Here is a 23,334-nt window from a genome sequence, read left to right as displayed (position 1 = left end):
TCCGATGCACATCCTTGCCACCACCACCGCCTCTCTGGACGACCTGATCGAGCCTGTCGATCTGCAACAGTCGCCGGCGGATATGGTGGCGTTGTCGTTTACCGACAGCGATCTGGCGGGGATCGCCTCTGCGTGGCAGGCGAACCGCGAGGCCCTGCCCTCGCTGCGCCTTGCCGCCTTGCGTGACCTCAGACACCCCATGTCGGTCGATCTGTGGATCGACAACACGGCAGCGCACGCCCGCACCATTCTGGTGCGGGTGCTTGGGGGCTATGAGTGGTGGCGCTATGGCTGCGACCGGCTGGCGGAACTTGCGCGAGACAAGGACATCGCGCTGGCGCTGCTGCCGGGCGAATGCCATCAGGACGACCCGCGCCTTGCCGAGCGCTCCACCGTTTCGGCTGAAGCGCGCGCGGCGCTGCTTGCGTGCTTCCGCGAGGGCGGGCCGGACAATATGCGCGCGCTGACCATGCAGATGGCGCGCCTTGCGGGGCGGGAGCTCGAAGCGCCGGAAGCCAAACCGGTCGCCAAGGCAGGCTTCTATGCGCCGGGCCATGGCATCGTGGAGGCGGGCTTCTTTGCCGCGCAGCCCGGCAGGGCAATCGTTCCCATTCTCTTCTACCGCTCCATGCTGCTTGCCAGCGATGTCGCGCCCATCGACGCGCTGGTGGAGGCGCTTGAGGAACAGGGCGTGTGCGCCGCGCCGGTGTTCGTTTCCAGCCTGCGTGACCCGGTTGCCCCCGGTTTCGTGCGGGATGCCGTAGAGACGTTGAAGCCTGAGGCGCTCATCACCGCGACGGCGTTTTCCAGCGGCGCGGAGCCCGGCGAAAAAACACTGTTCGACCGCTTTGGTGTGCCGGTTTTTCAGGTGGTCACCGCCACCACGCGGCGCGAAGCGTGGCAGGAAGGCCAGCGCGGTCTCGCGCCTGCGGACCTCGCCATGCATGTGGTGCTGCCGGAACTCGATGGCCGGCTGATGGCCGGTGCGATTTCCTTCAAGGACGAGGCAGCGCTGGACGAAGGGCTTTCCTTCGGCGTTCAGCGCAACCGGCCCGAACCGGAGCGCATAAGGCAGGTCGCGGCAAGGATCGCCGCGTTTCTGAAACTCGGCCGCACACCGGCGGCGGAGCGCCGCATTGTCGTTCTCATCCCGGATTATCCGAGTGCGCCCGGGCGCACCGGCTATGCGGTGGGGCTCGACGTGCCATCGAGCGTGCTTGCCATGCTGCATGACCTCGGTGAAGCGGGTTATGCGGTTTCTGATGTTCCGGAGACTCCAAGGGCGCTGATGCAGCGGCTTGAACAGCCATCGGAAGCGCTTTCGCTGGATGAATACCGGCAGGCCTTCGATGCGCTGCCCGAAGAGGCGCGCGAAACACTGCTCGCCACATGGGGACCGGCGGAAGACGATGCGGAAGATGACTTCTTTCCGTTCCGCGCGGCGCGATTTGGAAATGTCACCGTGGCGCTTGCGCCCGACCGGGGGCGCTCGGCGGACCGGCGCGTGGATTATCACGACCCGACGCTTGCGCCGCGCCATGCGCTTGTCGCCTTCGGTCACTGGATGCGGGAGGCGCTTGATGCGCATGCGCTGATCCATGTGGGTGCGCATGGCACGCTGGAATGGCTGCCGGGCAAGACCGTGGCGCTGACGGAAACCTGTTTTCCGGAGATCGTGGCTGGTGCGCTGCCGGTGGTCTATCCCTTCATCGTCAGCAATCCGGGCGAAGCCGCGCAGGCCAAGCGCCGCATTGGCGCGGTGACGCTTGGGCATCTGACGCCGCCACTGGCGGGCGCAGGGTTCTCGCAGGATCAGCAGGAACTGGAACGGCTGGTGGATGAATATGCGCAGGCCGACGGGCTGGACCGCCGCCGCCGCGACCGGCTGGCGCAGCTGATCGTGGAAACCGCCGAGCGGACGGGCCTCACCCGCGATGCCGGCGTTGAGGACACGGGCGACACGGATGCAGCGCTGATGCAGATCGATGCCTGGCTTTGCGATCTGAAAGATTTCGCCATCAAGGACGGGCTGCACATTTATGGCCGGGGCAGCGGCATGGATGAAGCGCCCGAACGACGCGCCTGCGCGGAGAGCGAGAAGCGTGCGCTTCTGGCCGCACTCGATGGCCGGCACATCGCGCCCGGCCCCTCCGGCGCACCGGCGCGGGGGCGCACCGATGTTCTGCCGACCGGCCGCAACATCTTCACCGCCGATCCGCGCACCCTGCCGACGCCAACCGCAACCGCACTTGGCAGAAACGCGGCGGATGAGGCCGTGCGCGGCTATCTGCAGGAGCATGGCGACTGGCCGCGCTCGCTGGTGATCGACCTGTGGGGCAGCGCCAGCCTGCGCACTGGTGGCGAGGAGATCGCACAGGGGCTGGCGCTGATGGGCTGCCGCCCGCAATGGGATCAGGCGACCGGCCGTGTGACGGGCATCGAAGTTTTGCCGCCGGCCAGCCTTGGCCGCCCGCGCATCGACGTGACGTGGCGCATTTCCGGCCTGTTCCGCGACATGTTCCCCACCCAGATCGCGCTTCTCGATACGGCGGTTGCCGCCGTGGCCGCGCGCGACGAGGACGACAGCGAAAACCCGTTAGCCGCCGCCGCCCGAAAAGCCGGCAAAGCGCCGGCGCGCATTTTCGGCTCGGCTCCCTGCACTTATGGCGCGGGGCCGGAAGAAAAGCTCGCGCGCGGCGACTGGCAGGAACGCACCGAGCTGGGCGAAGCCTATCTCGCCGCCGGGGCCTATGCCTTCGGCGGTGCGGAGGGCGAAGGCCGGCTGGAAGACGGCGCGTTTGCGAGGCAGGTCGCCGATGCCGACATGCTCATCCACACCGGCGACGATGCCGGGCGCGACATTCTCGAAGGTTCGGCGGATGTGGCCTTTATCGGCGGGTTCGCGGCGGCGGTGGAAGCGCTGGGCGGCAAGGCCGATCTGGTGGTGCTCGACACGACCGATCCGGAGCGCCCGCGCGCCCGCTCTCTGGCGCAGGCCATTGCCCGCACCGTGCGCGCGCGTGCCGTCAATCCACGCTTCATCGAAGGCCAGTTGCGCCACGGCCCGCGCGGTGCTGCGGAACTGACGGAAACGGTGGACCGGCTGATCGGCTTTGCGGAGACCACGGATGCGGTTTCAGGCAACCTGATCGATGCCGTGTTCGATGCCTATCTCGGTGATGAGCGTGTGCGTGATTTTCTTCTGGCGGAAAACCCCGCCGCGGCGCATGCGATGGCGGAACGGTTTTACGCCGCCCGCAAACGCGGCCTGTGGCACCCCCGCCGCAATTCCGTCGATGCCGATCTCGCCGCACTTCTTGCGGAGGCGACAGCATGACGATGCGGCGCGGCGCTTGCCCCACACTCTCCGCCCCCATGAAGACCGGCGACGGGCTGCTCGCGCGGATTGCGCCGGCCCATGGCGCGCTGACGCCTGAAAAACTCGCGGGCATCGCCCGCGCCGCGCGCCGTCATGGCAACGGAATTCTGGAAGTGACCGCGCGTGGAAAATTGCAGATACGCGGACTGACGGCCCAAAGCACGCCCCTGTTTGCCACGGAAATCAACGCGCTCGATCTTGGTCCCGTCGATGGCTTCGCGGTGGAAACGGGACCGCTTGCGCCGGCCCAGCCGCTTGCAGAGCAGATCAATGCGCATGTGACAGAGTGTGGTTATGCTGCGTTGCTCGCGCCAAAGGTATCCGTCACGGTCGATTGCGGCGGCGCACTGAATCTCGATGCGATCAGCGCCGACACAAAGCTCATCATGACAGACGACGGGCAATGGCTGATCGGCATCGGCGGCAATGGCGCGACCGCGCATTGGCTGGGTGCGGGGGATGAACGTATGGCAGGCGACAGGGCGCTCGCCATTCTCGACCTCCTGGCGCAGACCGGCGGACGCGCGCGCGATTTCACGCCTGAGGAAACGAACGCGCTGAGCGCCGGGCTTGAGCCGGTGAAGACACATGCGCCACGCGCCGATGCGGCACCGGTCGGCCCGTTCGCCATGGCAGGCGGGGAAAACGCGCTGGGCATCGCCCTGCCCTTCGGCCAGGTCGCAGCGGAAGCGCTGGTGGCGCTCTGCGAGGCTGTATCCGATGCAAGGGAAATTCGCCTTGCGCCGCGTAGCGGCCTGCTGGTGATCGGGCTCGATGAGCCCCGGCAGGAAAAGCTGTTGCGGGCGGCTGAGGCTCTGGGCTTTGTCACGTCCGGGCGTGATCCGCGTCTTTCCATAGCGGCCTGCGCCGGCGCGCCGGCATGCGCCTCGGCGCGGTTCGATGCCAAGGCGCTTGCCGCCGAGGCGGCTGCGGCGGGTCTGCCCGATGGCCCGTTCCGCCTCCACCTTTCGGCCTGCGAAAAACGTTGCGCCCAGCCCACGGGCTCCGTGGTGAACCTGATCGCGGCTGAGGGTTGCTGCACCCTTTCCTCCGTTGGCACAAAACCTTCTGAACGCCTTCGCACCTTCCTCATCGAGCGCGGCGAGACGCTGCGCGCCGCCCTTCTTCGAAAGTCAGGCTGAATGCAAGAAACCGAATACATACGCGACGGCAACGCCATCTATGAAAAGTCGTTCGCGATCATCCGCGCCGAGGCCGATCTCGCGCGTTTCAGCGCGGAAGAGGCCGATGTCGCCATCCGCATGATCCACGCCTGCGGGCTTGTGGAGGCCGCAAGACATTTCGTCTTTTCCGAGGGGTTTGTGGCGGCTGGCCGCGCGGCGCTGGAAGCCGGAGCGTCGATCCTGTGCGATGCGGAGATGGTGGCGCGCGGCGTCACCCGCACGCGGCTGCCCGCCGAAAACGATGTGATCTGCACCTTGCGCGATGCGCGCACGCCGGAGCTTGCACAAAAGCTTGGCAACACGCGTTCCGCCGCTGCGCTGGAACTGTGGCGCGATCACATGGAGGGCGCGGTGGTGGCCATCGGCAATGCACCGACAGCACTCTTCTACCTGCTCGACATGCTGCGCGCCGGCGCGCCGAAGCCCGCCGCCATCATTGGCATGCCGGTCGGTTTCGTCGGCGCGATGGAATCGAAGGAGGCCCTTGCCGAGAGCGGGCTTGGCATTCCCTTTGCCATCGTGCGCGGCCGCATGGGCGGCAGCGCCATGACGGCAGCGGCGATCAACGCACTTGCGAGGGCCGGACTGTGAGCGGAACCCTGATTGGCGTCGGCACCGGACCCGGCGATCCCGAACTCATCACCGTCAAGGCGCTGAAAGCGCTGGAGCGGGCGGATGTGGTGGCCCATTTCGCCAAGCGCGGTCGTCGGGGCAATGCCCGCCGCACGGTCGAAGGGGTGTTGCCGGAAGGCATCGAGGAACTGCCGCTCGAATATCCCGTTACCACCGAGATCGACAAGGCCGACCCGCGCTATATCGCGGCCATCACCGGCTTTTACGAAGCTTCGGCGCGCGCGGTGGAAGCGCATCTGAAAGCGGGGCGCACGGTTGCCGTTCTGAGCGAGGGCGATCCGCTGTTTTACGGCTCCTACATGCATCTGCATGTGCGGCTTGCCGCGCAGCATCGAACTGAGGTGATCCCCGGCATTACCGCCATGTCGGGCTGCTGGTCGCAGGCGGGCATCGCCATCGTTCAGGGCGACGACATCATGACGGTTCTGCCCGGCACGCTCGATGAAGATGAGCTTGTGCGCCGCGTGAGCGACACGGAGGCCTTCGTCATCATGAAGGTGGGGCGCAATCTGCCGAAAATCCGCAGGGCGCTGGCCCGCGCCGGCAGGCTTGGCGTCACCGTCTATGTGGAACGCGGCACCATGGACAATACGAGCATGACCCCGCTCGCCGAGAAGGCGGACGACACGGCCCCCTATTTCTCACTGGTGCTCGGACCGGGCTGGCAGGCAAAGCCCGGCGAGGCGGTGACATGAGCGGGCGTCTCGTCATCATCGGCACCGGCCCCGGAAAGCCGGCCCAGACGACGCCGGAGGCACGGGCGGCGATTGCGGCGGCCAGCGATTTCTTCGGCTATGGCCCGTATCTCGACCGGCTCGAACTGAACGATGGCCAGACCCGCCATGCCTCCGACAACCGGGAAGAGCTTGCCCGCGCGAAGGCGGCGCTCACCATGGCGGCCCAAGGCAGGCATGTGGCCGTGGTTTCGGGTGGGGATGCGGGCGTCTTCGCCATGGCAGCGGCGGTGTGCGAGGCCATCGAGCACGGGCCTGAGGACTGGCGCGCGCTCGATCTGGAGATCGTGCCGGGGCTGACGGCCATGTTGGCCGTGGCGGCCCGCGTGGGCGCGCCGCTCGGCCATGATTTCTGCGCCATATCGCTTTCGGACAATCTGAAACCCTGGGAACTGATCGAAAAGCGGCTTGCGGCCGTCGCCGGCGCGGGCTTCGTGATCGCGCTCTACAATCCGATCAGCCGCGCCCGGCCCTGGCAGCTTGGCCGCGCCTTCGAACTGTTGAGCGGCATTCTGCCGGCGTCCACGCCGGTCGTGTTCGGCCGCGCCGCGGGCCGGCCCGACGAGCGCATGGCGATCGTTCCGTTGAACGAGGCGCGTGGCGAGATGGCCGACATGGCCACCTGTGTCATCATCGGTTCGCCTGAAACGCGCCTGATCGAACGCCCGGGCAAATCGCCGTTGGTCTATGCGCCGCGCTCGGCCAGCGGAGCCGCCAGATGAGCCTCGATTGCAGTCATGGCTTCCTCGACACCGGCCACAATGGCCGCGTCCGCCGGCTTTGGCCGGTCGATCATGACGACGGGCAGACCAAGCCTGCGCGCCGCCGCGATCTTGCCATAGGTTGCGGTGCCGCCGCTGTTCTTTGCGACCACGATGTCGATGCGGTGTTCGGTGAGAAGGGCAATCTCATCGTCTTCGCAGAACGGCCCGCGCGCGAGAATGCAGTGAGCGTTCGGCGGCAGGTGAGCGGGCTCCACCGGCTCCACGCTGCGCACCAGATAATGATGCTGCGCCGCCGCGCGGAACGCCTGCACCTCTTGCCGGCCGATTGCGAGGAAAACGCGCCGGGGATCGGTTCCGAGCAGCGTGGCCGCCTCGGCCATGCCGGACGCGCTCTGCCAATTGTCGCCGGCGACCGGCTGCCAGGCGGAACGCATGAGCGTGATGAGCGGAACGCCGGTCAGGCGGGCCGCCTTGGCCGCATTGCGCGCCATGCGCGCGGCGAAGGGATGCGTGGCGTCCACCATCAGGTCGACGCGTTGGTCCTTGAGATAAAGCGCAAGCCCCTCGGCACCGCCGAAACCGCCCACGCGCACCTCGCCGGGCAGGGTCTCAGGCGCGCTTGTGCGCCCGGCAAGCGAGGTGACGACACGCAGCCCGCCCCGCGCGCAAAGCCGCGCTGCCAGCCGCCGCGCCTCGCCGGTTCCGCCAAGAATGAGAAGGGTTTGGTTCGCCATGACGTCTTCTAGAGCATTTTGCAGTCAGGCGGAAAGCTCTCAGCGCTGGCTTGCCATCGTGGGGATCGGCGAGGATGGGCTGGCGGGGCTCGGTGACGAAGCACGCAGAGCGATTGCCGATGCCGAAATCGTCTTCGGCGGTGCGCGGCATCTCGAACTTGCGGCAGAGGAGATTGCGGCCGAGCGGCGGCAATGGCCCTCGCCTTTCGATAAGGCGGTCGATGAAATCGAAGCGCTGAGGGGCAAGAACGTTTGTGTGCTTGCCTCCGGCGATCCGTTTCATTTCGGCGTTGGCGCGACGCTGGCGCGGCGCATTCCGGCAGAGGAAATGCGGGTCTTTTCCGCACCTTCCTCTTTTGCGCTTGCGGCTGCCCGGCTTGGCTGGCCGCTGCAATCGGTCGAGACGGTTTCTCTGCATGGCAGGCCCATCGCGCCGATCCGCCCGCTGCTTCATCCCGGCGCGCGCATTCTCGCGCTCACATCCGATGGCGCGGCTCCGGCTGCGATTGCAGAGCTGATCACGACTGAGGGCTTTGGCCCCTCGCGCTTTCACGTGCTGGAAGCGTTGGGCGGACCACGCGAACGGCATGTCAGCTTCATGGCTTCCGCGCTTTCGGCAGACGGTTTTGACGATCTGAACGTCGTCGCCATTGAGGTGGCGGCGGATGAGGATGCACGCATCCTGCCGCTTGGAACCGGGCTTGAAGACGGGCTTTTCGAGCATGACGGGCAGATCACCAAAGCGGAGGTGCGGGCCGTCACCCTGTCGGCGCTTGCCCCGAAACGCGGTGAACGGCTCTGGGACATCGGAGCGGGTTCAGGCTCCATTTCCATCGAGTGGCTGCGGCAGCACCCATCGCTGAGCGCCATCGCCATCGAGGCGGACGGGGAGCGCGCGGCGCGCATTGCCCGCAACGCGGAGCGCATGGGCGTGCCGCAGCTCACCGTGGTTGAGGGAAAGGCTCCCGCCGTGCTCGCGGGCCTTGCCGCGCCAGATGTGGTTTTCATCGGTGGCGGGGCGACCGTGCCGGGGCTGATGGAGGCGGCGATTGCCGCTCTTGGAGCCGGAGGCCGGCTTGTCGCCAACGGGGTGACGCTCGAAACGCAGGCGCTTCTGATCGACTGCCACGGGCGGCACGGCGGAGAGCTGATCGAGATCGCCATCGCGCGCGCTGCGCCCGTTGGCACCATGAGGGCGCTGCGCCCGGCCATGCCGGTGCTTCAATGGCGCTGGAGGAAGCCATGATCTGCGCCGGGTTTGGAGCCAGAAAAGGTGTTTCGCGCGAGGCCGTTCTTGCCGCACTCGACGCCGCCCTGACAATGCACGACATCGCACGGGACAGGCTCGATGCGCTGGCGACCGTGCCGCAGAAGCGTAACGAGCCCGGCCTGGCGGACGCGGCAAAGGCGCTTGGCCTGCCGCTTTCCATCGCCGATGAAAATGCACTGCAGGCAGCGGCTGCGCACTGCCTGACCCGCTCGGAACAGGCGCTTTCCACCACCGGCCTGCCATCGGCCTCGGAGGCGGCGGCGCTGGCCGTCTGCGGCCCAGCCGCCCGGCTTCTCGGGCCGAGGCTCACACTTGACGGCGTGACCTGCGCCATCGCGACCACCGGAAGAAAATCATGACCGTTCATTTCATTGGCGCCGGACCGGGCGCTGCCGACCTCATCACCGTTCGCGGCCGTGACCTGATCGCGCGCTGCCCGGTCTGCCTTTATGCGGGTTCGCTGGTGCCGGAGGAATTGCTGGCGCATTGCCCGCCCGGCGCACGCATCGTCAACACCGCGCCCATGTCGCTTGAAGAGATCGAGGCGGAATATATCCGCGCCCATGAAGCGGGCGAGGATATCGCCCGGCTGCATTCGGGCGATCTTTCCGTCTGGAGCGCGGTTGCCGAACAGATCCGCCGTCTTGCCGCACTCGGCATCGATTACACGCTGACGCCGGGCGTGCCGTCCTTCTCGGCGGCGGCGGCGGCGCTGGGGCGCGAGCTCACCATTCCGGAAGTGGCGCAGAGCCTCGTCCTGACCCGCATGTCCGGCCGCGCCTCGAAAATGCCGGAGGGTGAAACACTCGCCAATTTCGCGGCCACCGGCACGACACTCGCCATTCACCTGGCCATTCACGCGCTCGACCGGGTGGTGAAGGAACTGACCCCGCATTACGGCCCCGACTGCCCGGTCGCCATTGTCGCTCGCGCTAGCTGGGCAGACGAGCGCATTCTGCGCGGCACGCTTTCCACCATCGAAGCGGAGATGGCGAAAGATCCCATAGAGCGCACGGCGCTCATTCTCGTCGGGCCGGGGCTGGGAGCCGAGGATTTTCGTGAAAGCGCGCTCTACAGCGCCGATTATCAGCGCCGGTTTCGCGGACGGGAGGGATTATGAGCCTGAATGAGGCGTTGAGCCGCCTGCCTTTTGAGCCAGTGCCCTTTGAGCCGGGCCATGTGTGGCTTGCCGGCGCCGGGCCGGGCGGCTTTGCCTGCCTGACGCTCGGTGTTCTGGCCGCGCTCGATGCGGCGGATGTGGTGATCTATGACGCGCTGGTGGACCCGGAGATCCTGAAGGCGGCGCCGGAGGCCCGGCACATTTTCGTCGGCAAACGCGCTGGCCAACCCTCCACGGCGCAGGATGAAATCAACCGGCTGATGGTGGCCGAGGCCGAGGCGGGGCACAGGGTTCTGCGGCTGAAAGGCGGTGACCCGAACATGTTCGGCCGTGGCGGCGAGGAAGCGCTGGCGCTGGCGCTTGCCGGCATTCCCTTCCGCTTTCTGCCGGGCATCACCTCGGCGGTGGGGGCGCTCGCCGATGCGGGCATTCCCGCCACCATGCGCGGTGTGAACAAGGCGGTGATCTTCGCCACCGGCCACGCCGCCGGCACGCCGGACGATCTGGACTGGGCGGCGCTGGCAAAAACCGGTCAGCCAATCGTCATCTATATGGGAATGCACAAGCTCGCCCTGATCGTGGACGCGCTCTCCTCCGGCGGTACGGCGGGCGACACGTCGGCAGCCCTCATCATGAATGCGACCAAGCCGGACGAACGCATTCTCACCACCACGCTCTCGTCCCTTGTTTCGCAGGCCGAAGAACAGGGCTTCGGCTCCCCTTCCATCATCGTCATCGGCGGCATCGTCGCGTTGCGCGAGGCGCTGTCATGACGGCGCGGGCGATCATCATCGGCGCGGCCCGTTCGGGCTCGGGCAAGACCAGCGTCACCATCGGCCTGATGCGCGCGCTCAGGAGGCGCGGTCTTGCCGTGCGCGGCGCGAAATCCGGCCCCGACTATATCGATCCCGGTTTTCATCAGGCGGCGACGGGGCAACCGGGCGTCAATCTGGACAGCTGGGCCATGCACCCGGATTTGCTCGCCCATCTTGGAAGCCGGCAAAGCGAAGACGCCGACATGCTTTTGATCGAGAGCGCCATGGGCCTGTTCGACGGCATCGTTTCGGAACCGGGACGATCCGGTGCGGCAGCCGACATCGCGCGGCTTTATGACGTGCCCTGCGTGGTCATTCTTGATGTGTCCGGCCAGTCGCAGACGGCTGCTGCGCTGGCAAAGGGTTTTGCCGCCTACGACCCGCAAGTGCGGATTGCCGGCGTGGTGCTCAACCAGGTGGCGAGCCCGCGTCATGAGGCGATGGCGCGTGACGCCATCGAGGCCATCGGCATTCCGGTGCTGGGCGCGGTGTACCGCAACCCGGACATGGCGCTGCCAGAGCGGCATCTGGGCCTTGTGCAGGCGAGCGAACATGCCGCGCTCGAAGCTTTCATCGAGCGGCTTGCCGATGTGATGGAACAGGCCATCGATCTCGATGCCGTGATGAAGGCTGCCGTGCCGCTTTCCATGCAGGCGGGGGATGCGGCGCGGCTTCTGCCGCCGCCGGGCCAGCGCATCGCCATCGCGCAGGATGCGGCCTTCAGCTTCGTTTACCCGCATCTCGCCCACCACTGGCGCCAGGCGGGTGCGGAGCTTCTGACCTTCTCGCCGCTTGCCGACGAGGGGCCGGCGGAGAGCGCCGACGCCTGCTGGCTGCCGGGTGGGTATCCCGAACTTCATGCGGGGCGGATCGCCGCTGCGGAGAATTTTCGCGCTTCGATGAAGGCTTTCGCGGAGAAGAGGCCCATTCACGGCGAGTGCGGCGGGTTCATGGTTCTGGGTGAGGCGCTGGAGGATGCCGAGGGCGTTCGCCACGCCATGCTGGGTCTGCTTTCTCACGTGACGAGCTATGCGAAGCGCAAGATGAATCTCGGCTATCGGCAGGCCACGCTCATGAGCGACTGCGCCATCGGCAGCAAGGGCGAGACGATCCGTGGCCACGAATTCCACTATTCGCGGCTGGTGGAACCGGGCAGCGATGCGCCGCTCGCCATGCTCGCGGATGGGCAGGGCCGCGCGCTCGGCCCCTCCGGCGCGCGGCGCGGGCATGTCTCCGGCACCTATTTTCACGCGATAGCGCGGAGCTGACGCCATGGCCGAACCCCGCTCGATGCTCATGACAGCCCTTCGCGATGTGGCCGCCTGTCTGGGCTTTTACACGCGGCTGCCTCTGCCGGCGTTCCAGATGCCGGCGCACTGGTTTGCCGCCGCCCAATGGGCGGCGCCTCTGGCCGGTCTGGTGGTTGGTGCGATTTGCAGTGCGGTGCTGATCGGCGCGGCGATGCTCGGACTGCCGGCCGCCATTGCCGCTGCGCTCGCGCTGGCGGTGGGGACGCTTGTGACCGGCGGGCTGCATGAGGACGGGCTTGCAGACGTGGCCGATGGTTTCGGCGGCGGTTCGACGCGCGAGAAGAAGCTCGCCATCATGAAGGACAGCCGCATCGGCTCTTATGGTGTCGCCGCGCTGATCCTCTCGTTTCTCTTGCGCTGGTCGGCGCTCGTGGCGCTCGGCTTCGTGGCCATTCCCGTCCTTCTATTGGCGCATGCGGCCTCGCGCGCACTCATGCCGGCGCTGATGCGCCTTTCGCCACCGGCGCGCGAAAACGGGCTTTCGGCAGGCGCAGGGCGTCCGGGACCAGGCACCGTTTTCGTTGCGCTCGCGATTGGCGCTGCGCTGCTTTTCCTTTTCGATCCCGGCTTTGCGTTGGTGGCTGCGCCGCTTCTCGCTCTCGCGCTCTTCTTCATCAAGTGGCTCGCCGAAAAGCAGATTGGCGGGCAGACGGGCGATGTGCTCGGCGCACTGCAGCAACTAGCCGAAACCATCGTGCTCATCGCCGCCGTTGCTCATTTCACCTGAAGGATTTCCATGACCCGCTTTCCCTCGATCGACGATCTGCGCACCGCCTGTAACGACCGCCCCAATGGAGACGAGGACGCCGCCCAGGCTGCAACCGCCCGCCAGGCCGTGCTTACCAAGCCGCCCGGCAGTCTTGGCCGGCTGGAAGAGGCAGCCATCCTGCTGGCTCGCTGGCAGGCGCGCGAAAAGCCTGCGCTCGACCGGGTCCATGTGTTGATCTTTGCCGGCTCCCATGGCGTGACCGCGCGGGGCGTTTCCGCCTTCCCGGCTGAGGTGACGGCGCAGATGGTGGCGAATTTCTCTGCCGGCGGCGCGGCCATCAACCAGTTGGCAAAGCAGTCCGGCGCGAGCCTCACCGTCACGCCGCTGGAGATCGAGCGCCCCACGGCGGATTTCACGCAAGCGCCGGCCATGGAGGAAGCCAGCTTTCTGACCGCCGTCCAGACCGGTTTCGATGCGGTGCCGGAGGGAGCCGATCTCGTGGCACTCGGGGAAATGGGCATCGGCAACACCACCGCCGCCGCCGCGCTGGCCGCGGCTCTTTTCGGTGGCGGGGGCGCGGATTGGGTCGGGCGCGGAACAGGCGTCGACGATGCCGGCCTTTCGCGCAAGGCGGAGGCCGTGGATGCCGCCCTTGCCTGCCATGGCGAGGCACTTTCCGATCCGCTGGAGGCGCTGCGCCGTGTCGGCGGTCGCGAGCTTGCCGCCATGTTCGGCGCAGCCCTCGCCGCGCGGCAGAAGCGCATTCCGCTGCTGCTCGACGGGTTCGTGTGCGGATCGGCAGTCGCGCCGCTCGCGTGCCTTGGCGAGGGCGGTCTGGCGCACGTCATTGCCGGCCACGTTTCCGCCGAGCCCGGCCACCGCAAACTGCTTGCCGAACTCCGCCTCCAGCCACTGCTCGACCTCGACATGCGCCTTGGGGAAGGCTCCGGCGCATGCCTTGCGATCAACATTCTGCGCGCAGCACTTGCCTGCCACAACGGCATGGCGACTTTCGCCGAAGCCGGCGTATCGGACGGTTGACCATGCGCACGCTCTCGCTCATCGGCATTGGCACCGGCAATCCCGAACACATGACGGTTCAGGGCATCAACGCACTGAACCGGGCAGACGTGATCCTGATCCCCCGCAAGGGCGAGGCGAAAGAGGATCTGGCCGATCTGCGCCGCGTCATCTGTGAGCGGTTTCTGGAGAACCGGCAGACGCGGGTCGTGGAATTCGACCTGCCGGTGCGTGACGCGGCCAATCCGAGCTATCGCCAGGGCGTGGACGACTGGCACATGGCCATCGCCCGCGCCTATGGCGATCTGCTTGCGGCGCATACGGGCGAGACGGGCTGTGCTGCCTTCCTCGTCTGGGGCGATCCTTCGCTCTATGACAGCACGCTGCGCATCATCGAGCACATGCGCCGCGAGACGGCGCTTGCGGTCGCCTTGGAAGTGGTGCCGGGCATCACCAGCATTCAGGCGCTCGCGGCCAGCCACCATATGCCGATCAACAGGATTGGCGGCTCGGTGCTGATCACCACCGGAAGGCGGCTGAAGGCGGAGGGCTTTCCGCCCAACGCCGACACGCTTCTCGTCATGCTCGACGGCGACTGCGCCTTTCAGACGCTCGACGGCGATGCTTACGAGATTTTCTGGGGGGCCTATCTCGGCACGGCGGATGAGCTTCTGGTTAGTGGGCTGCTGGGGGAGGTGATGGAGCAGATTGTGGAGACGCGGGCCAGAGCGCGGGAAGACAAGGGCTGGATCATGGATACCTATCTCCTGCGGGTGAGGCGGTAGGTTCGGCGGACTTCATCCCGCCCTCGCCCTTCGACAAGCTCAGGATGAGGGCTGTGTGGGCGCTTCACCTTTCTGTGGCGAGGGGGCTAATTATACCCGTTTCCGCTCAACAGGGTTTCTAACCACGATCCATGTCCTCTCCCTCATCCTGAGCTTGTCGAAGGGCGAGGGAGAGAACACGCGCTGCCGGCACACCGCCCCTCAGGCCGCCCGCGCCCGCTGCCAGCGCGGGAAAGGGTCCGCCAGCGCACGGAATTCTGCGGGATCAAACCGTGTCTCGCTTCCCACCAGCGCTGCATCCAGCGCTGCGGTGATGCGCTCGCGGTCCATGCCTGTGCCGATGAAGACCAGCTCCTGCCGCCGGTCGCCATAGGGCTCGCGCCAGTAGCGGTCCATGAAGGCGCGGGCTTCGGGATGCGTGGGATGCCGCTCGCGGGGAACCGCCGCCCACCAGGTGCCCAGCGGCTTTACGCTTGAAAGCGCGCCCGCCAAGCTGAACTCCGCCACCCAGTCGGGTCGCGTCGCGATCCAGAAATGCCCCTTGGCGCGGATCACGCCGGGCAGTGGCGCGTTCAGCACCTGATGCACCCTTTGCGGATGGAAGGGCCGTCTGGCGCGATAGACGAAGGAGGAAACGCCATATTCCTCCGTCTCCGGCACATGATCGGCGAAGCCGTAAAGCTCCTTGGCCCAGAGCGGGTGTTGGTGCGCGGCCTCGAAATCGAAAAGCCCCGTGTCGAAGATGCGCTCGGGCGCAACATGCGAATGATCGGTTTCGATGATCTGCGCATCCGGGTTGAGCGCGGTCACGATCTTGCGCGCGGCATCAAGACGTTCAGGCCCGGCGTCGCTCACCTTGTTCAGGATCACGACGTCGGCGAACTCGATCTGATCGACCAGAAGATCCACAAGCGTGCGCTCGTCCCCCTCGCCCGCGACCTCGCCCCGGTCGCGCAGGAAATCATGGCTGGCATAGTCTTCGAGCAGGTTCAGCGTGTCGACCACCGTGACCATGGTGTCGAGCCGTGCGACATCGGAAAGGCTAACGCCTTTCTCATCGCGGAATTCGAATGTGGCCGCCACCGGCAGCGGTTCCGAAACGCCGGTGGATTCGATCAGCAGGTAGTCGAACCGCCCTTCCGCTGCCAGGCGCCGCACCTCCTTCAGGAGATCGTCGCGCAGCGTGCAGCAGATGCAGCCATTGGTCATCTCTACCAGCTTCTCGTCGGTCTGCGAAAGGTTCGCGCCGCCCTCGCGCACCAGGTTGGCGTCGATGTTCACTTCCGACATGTCGTTGACGATCACCGCCACCCTGCGGCCTGCCCTGTTGCTGAGCACATTGTTCAAGAGCGTCGTCTTGCCCGCCCCCAGAAAGCCGGAAAGGACGGTGACGGGCAGGCGTTTGTCCGGATTGGGCATGCATGGCTCCTCTGGCTGACGTTCGGTATGTAATATCATAACATTTTAGATACGCAAGTGGGCGAGCTGGGACGAAAGCGCAGCAGGAGGAAAATTGACCGCAACGGCATGGATGCCCGGCTCAGAGCGAGCGTGGCGTGGTGACTGGCTTGGGAAGGCTCAGGGCCGTGATACCGGCGGCAGCCCTGAACGAGATCAGCTCAGCCCGTAAATTCGCCCCGCATTGCCACCGAGGATTGCCTCGCGGTCCGCCGCATCAAACCGCTGGAGCAGCGCGGCAGTCGCTTCGCACCAGTCGGAATAGCTTGCGGCGAGCGTACAGACCGGCCAGTCGCTACCCCAGATCACACGCTCCGGGCCGAAGACCGCGAGCACATGATCGGCATAGGGCTGGAGTTTCTCACGGTTCCAGCTTTCACCTGCCTCGGACACCAGGCCGGAAAGCTTGCACGAGACCTGTTCGCGCGTGGCAAGAGACGCCATGTCTTGAGCCCACGCCTCGAATGCGCCCGATGCGATGTCCGGTTTGGCGCAATGGTCGATCACCACGGTCATTTCGGGATAGCGGTCCAGCAGAACGGCGAGATTTTTCAGGTGGCGTGGCAGCACCAGTGCATCGAAGACGAGCCCGTGATCGATGAGCGCGCGAAAAGCCGCATTGAGTTGCGGCCGCAACATCCAGTCCGGGTCGGGGATGTCCTGAATCATGGGGCGCAGCCCCTTGAGCCTGTCGTGCGCAGCCAGCTCCGCGATGCGCCTCGGTGCGTCCGGGCTTTCGAAATCCACCCAGCCGACAACGCCCCTGATGAAGGCGTTCTCGTTGGCCAGCGAGAGCATGAAATCCGTTTCCGCATCGCTCGGCGCCGCCTGCACCAGCACCGTGCCTACAATGCCTTCGGCTGCCATGAGCGGTATCAGATCGTCGGGCAGGAAATCCCGGTAGATCGTGGAAAGCTCCGGCGTCAGCCAGCCATAATCGCCACGAGAAAGTTTCCAGAAATGCTGGTGGGCATCGATCCGGCGCATGGTCAGGCGCCCTCTTGCGGCAGAACGCCCTTCTTCAGGATCACATTGCCGTAAAAGCGCCGCTCGCCGGTCTGGATGACGGCAAAGGCATCGCGCGCGCGGTCGTAGAAGGCAAAGCGCTCCAGCGGGCGTATCTGCGCCGGGTTGTCCGCCACGCGATCGATCACGGTCTGAAACTCGGCCACCACCGGCGGCACACCATCCGGGTCGTCCACCATCTGCATGCTGATCGCGGGATCGTCGACAAAGGAATCGAGCGGCATCACGCTCAGAACCGCTTCCAGCACGCGCGGCGCGGAAATGCCGTCGAGCCGCACGAAATCGCGCGCGCTCGCCTCGCCGGGAAAGTTCGCATCGGCAATGACGATCTCGTCGCCATGGCCCATGGCGCGCAGGATGCGCAGGAGATCGGGTGAGAGAATGGGGTCGATACCACGCAGCATCAGTTTTCCTCCGGTGTCGGTGCGTCGGGCCGGATCAGGTTCTGGCCCTTGAGGTCAGACCACAGTCCGACGGGCACATTACGGGAAAAAAGCGCGATGTTCGCCTGCACTTCTTCCGGTGTCATCGCACCGGGGATAACCGTGCGCACCGCCGGGTGTCCCATCACGAATTGCAGCGCCGCCTCGATCAGCTTCACGCCGTGCGCCGCGCACACGGCCTCGATCCGCCGCACCCTTTCAAGGATGTCTGCCGGCGCGGGCTCGTAATTATAGCGCGCGCCCTCGATGGCCCCGGTCGCCAGAATGCCGGAATTGTAGGGTCCACCCAGAATGATGCCGACATCGCGCTTCACGCAGAGCGGCAGGAAACTGTCGAGCGCTTCCTGTTCCAGAAGCGTGTAGCGCCCGGCCAAGAGAAAAGCGTCGAAATCGCCCAGCCCGAGCAGGCGTTCGCACACCTGCCATTCATTGACGCCGGCGCCGATGGCCCGCACCTGCCCCGCCTCTTTCAGCTCGCAGAGCGCGCGATAGCCACCACCGTCGAAAAGCTCGCGCACCTTCGCGTCGCTTGCCTCCTGAGTGCCGTGGGTGAAAACGTCCACATCGTGCACGAGAAGGATGTCGACACGCTCCACACCGAGCCGCGCGAGGCTTGCCTCATGGCTGCGCATCACGCCATCATAGGTGTAGTCGTAGACGATCCTCTTCTGGGGCGTGTCGACAAAGGCGGTGGGTGTGACTTCGTCCGGTCCGCAGTCTTCCAGAAGCCGCCCGACCTTGGTCGAGAGCGTGATCGCATCGCGCCCGAAGCGCCGGATCGCCTGTCCGAAGCGCTGTTCGGAAAGCCCGAGGCCATATTGCGGCGCGGTGTCGAAATAGCGCATGCCGCCGTCGAAAGCGGCCTGCAGCGTCGCCTGCGCGTCCGCTTCCTCGACCCGGCGATAGAGATTGCCGAGCGGCGCGCCGCCAAAGCCCATGCGCGTCAGCATGACCGGCGGCACGGTGCCGCCGCGCAGCGCAACCGGGTCCGAAGCTCTCATGCCGGCACCTGATCCCGCGCCGGGTGGTGACGGTATTTCTCCAGTGATGCCGGTTTCATCTCGATGGAGAAGCCCGGTGCCTGCGGCGGCATATAGGCCGCGTTGCGGATCACGCAGGGTTCGACAAAATGCTCATGCAGATGGTCGACATATTCGATGACGCGGCCCTCGCGTGTGCCGGCGATGCATAGATAGTCGATCATGGAGAGATGCTGCACATATTCGCAAAGACCGACACCGCCCGCATGCGGGCAGACCTTGAGCCCGTGTTTTGCCGCCATCAACATGACGGCGAGAATCTCGTTCACACCGCCGAGCCGGCAGGAATCGATCTGCACCACATCGATGGCGCCGCGCATGATGAGCTGTTTGAAGATGATGCGGTTCTGGCACATCTCGCCGGTGGCAACCTCAACCGGCGCGACACCTTCGCGGATCTTGCGATGTCCTTCAATGTCGTCCGGACTGGTTGGCTCTTCGATGAACCAGGGTTTGGCGAAAGCAAGTTTCCCCACCCACTCGATGGCCTCATCGACTTCCCAAACCTGATTGGCGTCTATCATGAGATTGACATCCGGGCCGACCACTTCGCGGGCGATGGTGAGCCGGCGAATGTCGTCGTCGAGATCGCGACCAACCTTCATCTTGATGTGCTTGAACCCGGCATCCACCGCCTCGCGGCACAGCCGGCGGAGCTTTTCATCGTCATAGCCGAGCCAGCCTGCGGATGTGGTGTAGCAGGGGTAGCCCTCGCGTTCGAGCGTGGCGATGCGCTCTTCCTTGCCCTTCGCTCTTTCACGCAGGAAGGCAAGTGCTTCTTCCGGTGTGATGCAATCGGTGATGTAGCGGAAGTCGATGCAGCGCACCAGCTCTTCGGGGCTCATCTCGGCCACCAGCCGCCACACCGGCTTGCCCTCGATTTTTGCCCACAGATCCCAGACGGCGTTCACCACCGCGCCTGTTGCCAGATGGATCGCGCCCTTGTCGGGTCCGATCCAGCGCAACTGGCTGTCGGAGGTGACATGCCGCCAGAAGCGGCCCATGTCCTCGGCCACCCAGTTCATGTCGAGCCCGACGACCAGATGGCGCATCGCCTCGATGGCGGCGCAGCAGATGTCGTTGCCCCGCCCGATGGTGAAGGTCAGGCCGTGGCCTTCGTGCTCGCCATCGGTTTCGAGGATCACATAGGCCGCCGAATAGTCCGGGTCCGGGTTCATGGCATCCGATCCATCCAGATGGTCGGAGGTGGGAAAGCGCACATCCACGGTGCGCAGGCCGGTGATCCTGGTCATGGTCCGAGTCATGGTCAGTCGTCAAATCCGTTGTTTGAATGGCGCTCCGGGGAAGGCTCCCCGGAGCGATTGGCGATCCCGGATCAGTCGTAAAGAACGGCTGCGATTTCCGGATCGTCGATGTTGGTCTTGTCGTAATAGTAGAAGCCGGTATCGATGGAAGCCGGCACCTCTTCGCCCTTGGCGGCGGCCACGGCGGCCTTGACCGTCTCGTAACCGATGCCGACCGGGTTCTGCGTGATCGCACCGGCCATGAGGCCTTCGCGGATTGCCTCTTTCTGCTGCGCGCCGGAATCGTAGCCGATGATCACGACATTGGAGCGATCCATCTCGCGCACACCATTGACCACGCCGATGGCGGAGCCTTCATTGGTGCCGAAAATGCCCTTCAGATCCGGATTGGCCTGAAGGATGGACTTGGTGATCTCCGTCGACTGCAGGTGGTCGCCGCCGCCATACTGGATGGTGACGATCTCGATGTCCGGATATTTCTCCTTCACCTGATTGACGAAACCGTCGCGCCGGTCGATGCCGGTGCGGCTCGTCTGGTCGTGGGCGACAACGGCAACCTGCCCAGCCCCGCCGATCAGTTCTGCCATCTTGTCGGCGGCAAGGGCGGCTGCGGCCAGGTTGTCGGTCGAGGCCGTCGCTTTCGGGATGTCGCTGTCGACACCGGAGTCAAAAGCGATCACGGGAATGCCCGCCTCATCCGCCTGTTTCAGCAGCGGAATGGCCGCCTGGCTGTCGAGGGCGGCAAAGCCGAGTGCTGCCGGCTTCTTGGCAAGGGCTGCCGCCAGCATGTCGATCTGGCGGTCGACCATGGTTTCATTGTCCGGCCCCTCGAAGGTGACCTCCACGTCCAGCTCCTCGGCTGCCTTGTCGGCACCGGCTTTCACGGCCTGCCAGAACTGGTGCTGGAACCCTTTCGAGATCAGCGGGATATACATCTTGTCCTGCGCCGAAGCGGCCATACCGCTTGCGACGAGGGCTGCGGCGCTGATGGCGCCCAGCATTGCGCGTCTCGTGAACATGTTTCCTCCTCCGGTTTCTTGCTCACACTCACTTATCTGATCGAAACCCGGGGCGTTCACCGCCCTCTTCGTGTTGAAACTCATCCCATGCGCCGCTTGCGCATCATGTCGGCATAGACGGCGAGAATGATGATCGCGCCCGTCACCACGGTCTGCCATTCCTGCGCCACCGAGAGGATGCGCAGGCCATTGGCCAGAACCGCCATGATCAAGGCGCCGATCAGCGTGCCGAGGATCGTGCCGCGCCCGCCGGCAAGCGAGGTTCCGCCGATGACGACGGCGGCAATCGCCTCAAGCTCGTAGCCGAGACCAAGAGCGGGCTGCGCGGAATTGAGGCGCGAGGCGATGAGCAGGCCGGCAATGCCGCATATGCCGCCGGCCAGCGCATAGACCGCCATCTTCCACGCATCCGTGTTGACACCGGAAAGGCGCACCGATTCCTCGTTGGAACCCAGTGCAAAAGTGTAGCGCCCGAGCACGGTGCGGCCCAGAATGTAGCTTGCTGCGATGGCCACGAGAAACAGGATCAGCACGCCATTGGGGATCGGCAGGGCGGGGATGACCTCGCCGATCAGCGACCCGCGGGAAATCTCGGTAAAGCCCGGCGTGTCGTTGAAATAGATCGGCCGCGTGCCGGATATGACGAGCGACAGCCCCTTGAGCATCAACATCATGCCGAGCGTTGCAATGAAGGGCGGGATCTTCATCTTGGCGACGAAAGTGCCCGAGGTGAGCCCGCACAGCGCACCGGCGCCAATGGCCGCGAGAACGCCGAATGGCAGCGGCAGACCCCAATAAGTCAGCACCACGCCGGCGATGACCGCGCAGAACGTCATCAGCGTGCCGACCGAAAGGTCGATGCCGCCGGTGATGATGACGAGCGTGGCCGCAATGGCCAGAACCCCGTTCACCGAGGTCGCCTGCAGAATGGCGATGATGTTCGAGGTCTGCATGAAGTTTGGCGAGGCCAGCGAAAAGCCGATCAGAAGTATGATCAGGCTCATGAAGGCCAGCAGTTTCTGGTGTGCGCCCGCCTGCAGAAGCCGTGCGGCAAAGCCGGCCTGCGGAGTGGCTTCCACGGTGCTCATTCTTCTCCTCCCACCGGTTCCATGGCGCTCTCGCGTTCTGTGGCAAGGCGCATGATGTCCTCCTGGCTGGTTTCCGCCCCTCCCGGCAGAATGCCTGTCAGCCGCCCCTCGCACATGACGGCAATGCGGTGGCTGAGCCGCAGCACTTCCGGCAGTTCCGACGAGATCACGATGATCGCCCGTCCCTGTGCCGCCAGCGCATTCAACAGTTTGTAGATTTCGCTCTTCGCGCCGACGTCGATGCCGCGTGTTGGCTCATCGAAGATCAGGATGTCGCAGTCGCGCAGAAGCCATTTGGCGATGACCACCTTCTGCTGGTTCCCGCCGGAGAGAAGGCGCACCTCCTGCCGGTCGGAAGGGGTGCGGATGTCGAGCTGCTGGATATAGCCGCGCGCGGCATCGCGCATGCCCGCCTCGTCGAGCGCGCCGAGCCTGCCGGTAAAGCGCTCCAGGCTCGCCATGGCGACATTGGCGCGGACATCCATGCCCACCGCAAGGCCGAAATGCTTGCGGTCTTCGGAGAGGTAGCCAATGCCGGCGGCGACCGCATCGGCGGGCCTGCGGATATCAACCGGTGTGCCGTTGACGATGATCTCACCGGCCTCACGCGGGTCAGCGCCGAAGATCGCCCGCGCCACTTCCGTGCGGCCTGCCCCCATCAACCCGGCAAAGCCGAGGATCTCTCCCTGGCGAACCGAGAAACTGACATTGCGGATTTCGCGTCCGCGCGTGAGCCCCTTCACTTCCAGCGCGACAGGTGCGTCTTTGAGGTCGGGCACCTTGACGGCACTGTCGGTCAGCGCCCGCCCCACCATCATGGAAATGATCTCGTTCACCGGTGTGTCTGTGGCGGACACCGTGTCCACATATTGCCCGTCGCGCATCACCGTCACCCGGTCGGCAATGCGCTTCAGCTCATCCATCTTGTGCGAAATGTAGATGATGCCGACACCTTCGGCCTTCAGCCGGCGGATGATGACGAACAGTTCCTCGATCTCGGCATTGTTCAGGGCCGCTGTCGGCTCGTCCATGATCAGCACGCGCGAATGGAAGGAGAGCGCCTTGGCGATCTCCACCATCTGCTGTTTGGCGATGGTAAGCCCGCCCACCTGCACCCTTGGGTCGAGCTTCAGATTCATGGAGGCGAAGATTTCCGCCGTCTGGCGATTGAGCGCGGTCTCGTCCAGCCTGCCGAAGCGCAGGCGCGGCTCGCGGCCGATGAAGATGTTCTGGGCAGCGGTCAGATCATTCATCAGGCTGAGTTCCTGATGAATGATGCTGATGCCCAGATCCTGCGCGGCGCGCGGGCTCTCGATCTCGACCGGCTGGCCGTCGATCAGCACCTCGCCCTCATCCTTCGGGTAGATGCCGGAGAGAATTTTCATCAGCGTGGACTTTCCCGCGCCATTCTCTCCCATCAGCGCGTGGACCTCACCGGGCATCAGCTCGAAGCGCACATCCCTGAGCGCATGCACGCCGGGAAAGCGCTTTTCGATGCCGCGCATGGAAACGACCGGCCGGATTTCATTTTTGCCGGCTTCGGTCGTCATGCTCGTGGACGCCGTTGCCATCGCGCG

22 protein-coding genes are annotated in these 23,334 nt (G+C 65.5%); 13 read left to right on the top strand and 9 right to left on the bottom strand.

Annotated features, from left to right (window positions below; translation table 11 throughout):
- Positions 1-4: 4 nt before the first annotated feature.
- The 5 genes from cobN to AC2CHD_RS18860 are packed head-to-tail and all read left to right on the top strand — an operon-like array spanning position 5 to position 6,652.
- Entirely contained in the window at positions 5-3,337 is a 3,333-nt protein-coding gene (gene cobN / locus AC2CHD_RS18880) for a cobaltochelatase subunit CobN (protein ID WP_484554885.1), read from the top strand.
- Positions 3,334-4,521 (top strand): precorrin-3B synthase, encoded by a 1,188-nt coding sequence (gene cobG / locus AC2CHD_RS18875; protein ID WP_484554884.1) that lies wholly within the window; start codon positions 3,334-3,336, stop codon positions 4,519-4,521. Before cobN ends, cobG begins: the two co-directional genes overlap by 4 nt.
- Positions 4,522-5,154, top strand: coding sequence for a precorrin-8X methylmutase (locus AC2CHD_RS18870; RefSeq protein WP_484554883.1), 633 nt, complete (start codon positions 4,522-4,524; stop codon positions 5,152-5,154).
- Positions 5,151-5,891: a precorrin-2 C(20)-methyltransferase gene (locus AC2CHD_RS18865; RefSeq protein ID WP_484554882.1), complete on the top strand. Its 741-nt coding sequence runs from the start codon at positions 5,151-5,153 to the stop codon at positions 5,889-5,891. Before AC2CHD_RS18870 ends, AC2CHD_RS18865 begins: the two co-directional genes overlap by 4 nt.
- Positions 5,888-6,652 carry a precorrin-3B C(17)-methyltransferase gene (locus AC2CHD_RS18860; protein ID WP_484554881.1) on the top strand — a complete coding sequence of 255 codons (765 nt, stop codon included), beginning with the start codon at positions 5,888-5,890 and terminating at the stop codon, positions 6,650-6,652. Before AC2CHD_RS18865 ends, AC2CHD_RS18860 begins: the two co-directional genes overlap by 4 nt.
- On the opposite strand, the gene AC2CHD_RS18855 is transcribed toward AC2CHD_RS18860, so the two are convergent.
- Positions 6,616-7,389: a cobalt-precorrin-6A reductase gene (locus AC2CHD_RS18855; RefSeq protein WP_484554880.1), complete on the bottom strand. Its 774-nt coding sequence runs from the start codon at positions 7,387-7,389 to the stop codon at positions 6,616-6,618. The two genes, AC2CHD_RS18860 and AC2CHD_RS18855, sit on opposite strands and share 37 nt — an antisense overlap.
- Here AC2CHD_RS18855 and cbiE point away from each other — a divergent pair.
- From cbiE to cobF, 8 genes are read left to right on the top strand one after another with little or no spacing between them, the layout of a single operon-like run.
- The gene (gene cbiE / locus AC2CHD_RS18850; RefSeq protein WP_484554879.1) at positions 7,388-8,635 is read left to right on the top strand and encodes a precorrin-6y C5,15-methyltransferase (decarboxylating) subunit CbiE; all 1,248 of its coding nucleotides are present in this window, start codon (positions 7,388-7,390) and stop codon (positions 8,633-8,635) included. The genes AC2CHD_RS18855 and cbiE overlap by 2 nt on opposite strands.
- Positions 8,614-9,018 carry a cobalamin biosynthesis protein gene (locus tag AC2CHD_RS18845; protein ID WP_484554878.1) on the top strand — a complete coding sequence of 135 codons (405 nt, stop codon included), beginning with the start codon at positions 8,614-8,616 and terminating at the stop codon, positions 9,016-9,018. Before cbiE ends, AC2CHD_RS18845 begins: the two co-directional genes overlap by 22 nt.
- Complete coding sequence (gene cobM, locus AC2CHD_RS18840) at positions 9,015-9,779, top strand: precorrin-4 C(11)-methyltransferase (RefSeq protein WP_484554877.1); 765 nt, start codon at positions 9,015-9,017, stop codon at positions 9,777-9,779. Before AC2CHD_RS18845 ends, cobM begins: the two co-directional genes overlap by 4 nt.
- Positions 9,776-10,552, top strand: a complete 777-nt coding sequence (cobA, locus tag AC2CHD_RS18835) for a uroporphyrinogen-III C-methyltransferase (protein ID WP_484554876.1) — start codon at positions 9,776-9,778, stop codon at positions 10,550-10,552. Before cobM ends, cobA begins: the two co-directional genes overlap by 4 nt.
- A complete protein-coding gene (locus tag AC2CHD_RS18830) occupies positions 10,549-11,862 on the top strand; it encodes a cobyrinic acid a,c-diamide synthase CobB (protein WP_484554875.1) in 1,314 nt (437 codons plus the stop codon). The genes cobA and AC2CHD_RS18830 overlap by 4 nt, the downstream gene beginning before the upstream one ends.
- A gap of 4 nt (positions 11,863-11,866) precedes the next feature.
- Positions 11,867-12,631: an adenosylcobinamide-GDP ribazoletransferase gene (cobS, locus tag AC2CHD_RS18825; protein WP_484554874.1), complete on the top strand. Its 765-nt coding sequence runs from the start codon at positions 11,867-11,869 to the stop codon at positions 12,629-12,631.
- Positions 12,632-12,640: 9 nt separating this feature from the next.
- Positions 12,641-13,654, top strand: a complete 1,014-nt coding sequence (gene cobT, locus AC2CHD_RS18820; protein ID WP_484554873.1) for a nicotinate-nucleotide--dimethylbenzimidazole phosphoribosyltransferase — start codon at positions 12,641-12,643, stop codon at positions 13,652-13,654.
- 2 nt (positions 13,655-13,656) lie between these two features.
- Entirely contained in the window at positions 13,657-14,418 is a 762-nt protein-coding gene (gene cobF, locus AC2CHD_RS18815) for a precorrin-6A synthase (deacetylating) (RefSeq protein WP_065817931.1), read from the top strand.
- A 201-nt stretch (positions 14,419-14,619) separates the two neighbouring features.
- On the opposite strand, the gene AC2CHD_RS18810 is transcribed toward cobF, so the two are convergent.
- The 8 genes from AC2CHD_RS18810 to AC2CHD_RS18775 form a co-directional block, all read right to left on the bottom strand.
- Positions 14,620-15,837 carry a GTP-binding protein gene (locus AC2CHD_RS18810; RefSeq protein WP_484554872.1) on the bottom strand — a complete coding sequence of 406 codons (1,218 nt, stop codon included), beginning with the start codon at positions 15,835-15,837 and terminating at the stop codon, positions 14,620-14,622.
- 195 nt (positions 15,838-16,032) lie between these two features.
- Positions 16,033-16,863: an amidohydrolase family protein gene (locus tag AC2CHD_RS18805; RefSeq protein WP_484554871.1), complete on the bottom strand. Its 831-nt coding sequence runs from the start codon at positions 16,861-16,863 to the stop codon at positions 16,033-16,035.
- Positions 16,864-16,865: 2 nt separating this feature from the next.
- Positions 16,866-17,306, bottom strand: coding sequence for an RbsD/FucU family protein (locus AC2CHD_RS18800; protein ID WP_229450791.1), 441 nt, complete (start codon positions 17,304-17,306; stop codon positions 16,866-16,868).
- Positions 17,306-18,346 (bottom strand): aldo/keto reductase, encoded by a 1,041-nt coding sequence (locus AC2CHD_RS18795; RefSeq protein WP_484554870.1) that lies wholly within the window; start codon positions 18,344-18,346, stop codon positions 17,306-17,308. Before AC2CHD_RS18795 ends, AC2CHD_RS18800 begins: the two co-directional genes overlap by 1 nt.
- Positions 18,343-19,638: an L-fuconate dehydratase gene (locus AC2CHD_RS18790; protein WP_484554869.1), complete on the bottom strand. Its 1,296-nt coding sequence runs from the start codon at positions 19,636-19,638 to the stop codon at positions 18,343-18,345. The genes AC2CHD_RS18795 and AC2CHD_RS18790 overlap by 4 nt, the downstream gene beginning before the upstream one ends.
- 83 nt (positions 19,639-19,721) lie before the next feature.
- Complete coding sequence (locus AC2CHD_RS18785; RefSeq protein ID WP_404935120.1) at positions 19,722-20,669, bottom strand: ABC transporter substrate-binding protein; 948 nt, start codon at positions 20,667-20,669, stop codon at positions 19,722-19,724.
- 80 nt (positions 20,670-20,749) lie between these two features.
- Positions 20,750-21,757, bottom strand: coding sequence for an ABC transporter permease (locus AC2CHD_RS18780; RefSeq protein WP_007007278.1), 1,008 nt, complete (start codon positions 21,755-21,757; stop codon positions 20,750-20,752).
- Entirely contained in the window at positions 21,754-23,328 is a 1,575-nt protein-coding gene (locus AC2CHD_RS18775) for a sugar ABC transporter ATP-binding protein (RefSeq protein WP_484554868.1), read from the bottom strand. The genes AC2CHD_RS18780 and AC2CHD_RS18775 overlap by 4 nt, the downstream gene beginning before the upstream one ends.
- Positions 23,329-23,334 lie beyond the last annotated feature (6 nt).

It is taken from the genome of Nitratireductor sp. ATLC21 (assembly GCF_057196525.1).
This window is presented reverse-complemented; position numbering and strand designations above follow the sequence as displayed.

Bases quoted from the DNA above. Each gene is read 5' to 3' on its own strand.
- cobT (WP_484554873.1), top strand. From the start codon at position 12,641: ATGACCCGCTTTCCCTCGATCGACGATCTGCGCACCGCCTGTAACGAC.
- AC2CHD_RS18795 (WP_484554870.1), bottom strand. From the start codon at position 18,346: ATGAGAGCTTCGGACCCGGTTGCGCTGCGCGGCGGCACCGTGCCGCCG.
- AC2CHD_RS18775 (WP_484554868.1), bottom strand. From the start codon at position 23,328: ATGGCAACGGCGTCCACGAGCATGACGACCGAAGCCGGCAAAAATGAA.
- cbiE (WP_484554879.1), top strand. From the start codon at position 7,388: ATGACGTCTTCTAGAGCATTTTGCAGTCAGGCGGAAAGCTCTCAGCGC.
- AC2CHD_RS18855 (WP_484554880.1), bottom strand. From the start codon at position 7,389: ATGGCGAACCAAACCCTTCTCATTCTTGGCGGAACCGGCGAGGCGCGG.
- cobG (WP_484554884.1), top strand. From the start codon at position 3,334: ATGACGATGCGGCGCGGCGCTTGCCCCACACTCTCCGCCCCCATGAAG.
- AC2CHD_RS18830 (WP_484554875.1), top strand. From the start codon at position 10,549: ATGACGGCGCGGGCGATCATCATCGGCGCGGCCCGTTCGGGCTCGGGC.
- AC2CHD_RS18790 (WP_484554869.1), bottom strand. From the start codon at position 19,638: ATGACCAGGATCACCGGCCTGCGCACCGTGGATGTGCGCTTTCCCACC.
- cobN (WP_484554885.1), top strand. From the start codon at position 5: ATGCACATCCTTGCCACCACCACCGCCTCTCTGGACGACCTGATCGAG.
- AC2CHD_RS18810 (WP_484554872.1), bottom strand. From the start codon at position 15,837: ATGCCCAATCCGGACAAACGCCTGCCCGTCACCGTCCTTTCCGGCTTT.
- AC2CHD_RS18805 (WP_484554871.1), bottom strand. From the start codon at position 16,863: ATGCGCCGGATCGATGCCCACCAGCATTTCTGGAAACTTTCTCGTGGC.
- AC2CHD_RS18800 (WP_229450791.1), bottom strand. From the start codon at position 17,306: ATGCTGCGTGGTATCGACCCCATTCTCTCACCCGATCTCCTGCGCATC.
- cobA (WP_484554876.1), top strand. From the start codon at position 9,776: ATGAGCCTGAATGAGGCGTTGAGCCGCCTGCCTTTTGAGCCAGTGCCC.
- AC2CHD_RS18780 (WP_007007278.1), bottom strand. From the start codon at position 21,757: ATGAGCACCGTGGAAGCCACTCCGCAGGCCGGCTTTGCCGCACGGCTT.
- cobM (WP_484554877.1), top strand. From the start codon at position 9,015: ATGACCGTTCATTTCATTGGCGCCGGACCGGGCGCTGCCGACCTCATC.
- AC2CHD_RS18785 (WP_404935120.1), bottom strand. From the start codon at position 20,669: ATGTTCACGAGACGCGCAATGCTGGGCGCCATCAGCGCCGCAGCCCTC.
- AC2CHD_RS18860 (WP_484554881.1), top strand. From the start codon at position 5,888: ATGAGCGGGCGTCTCGTCATCATCGGCACCGGCCCCGGAAAGCCGGCC.
- cobF (WP_065817931.1), top strand. From the start codon at position 13,657: ATGCGCACGCTCTCGCTCATCGGCATTGGCACCGGCAATCCCGAACAC.
- AC2CHD_RS18870 (WP_484554883.1), top strand. From the start codon at position 4,522: ATGCAAGAAACCGAATACATACGCGACGGCAACGCCATCTATGAAAAG.
- cobS (WP_484554874.1), top strand. From the start codon at position 11,867: ATGGCCGAACCCCGCTCGATGCTCATGACAGCCCTTCGCGATGTGGCC.
- AC2CHD_RS18845 (WP_484554878.1), top strand. From the start codon at position 8,614: ATGGCGCTGGAGGAAGCCATGATCTGCGCCGGGTTTGGAGCCAGAAAA.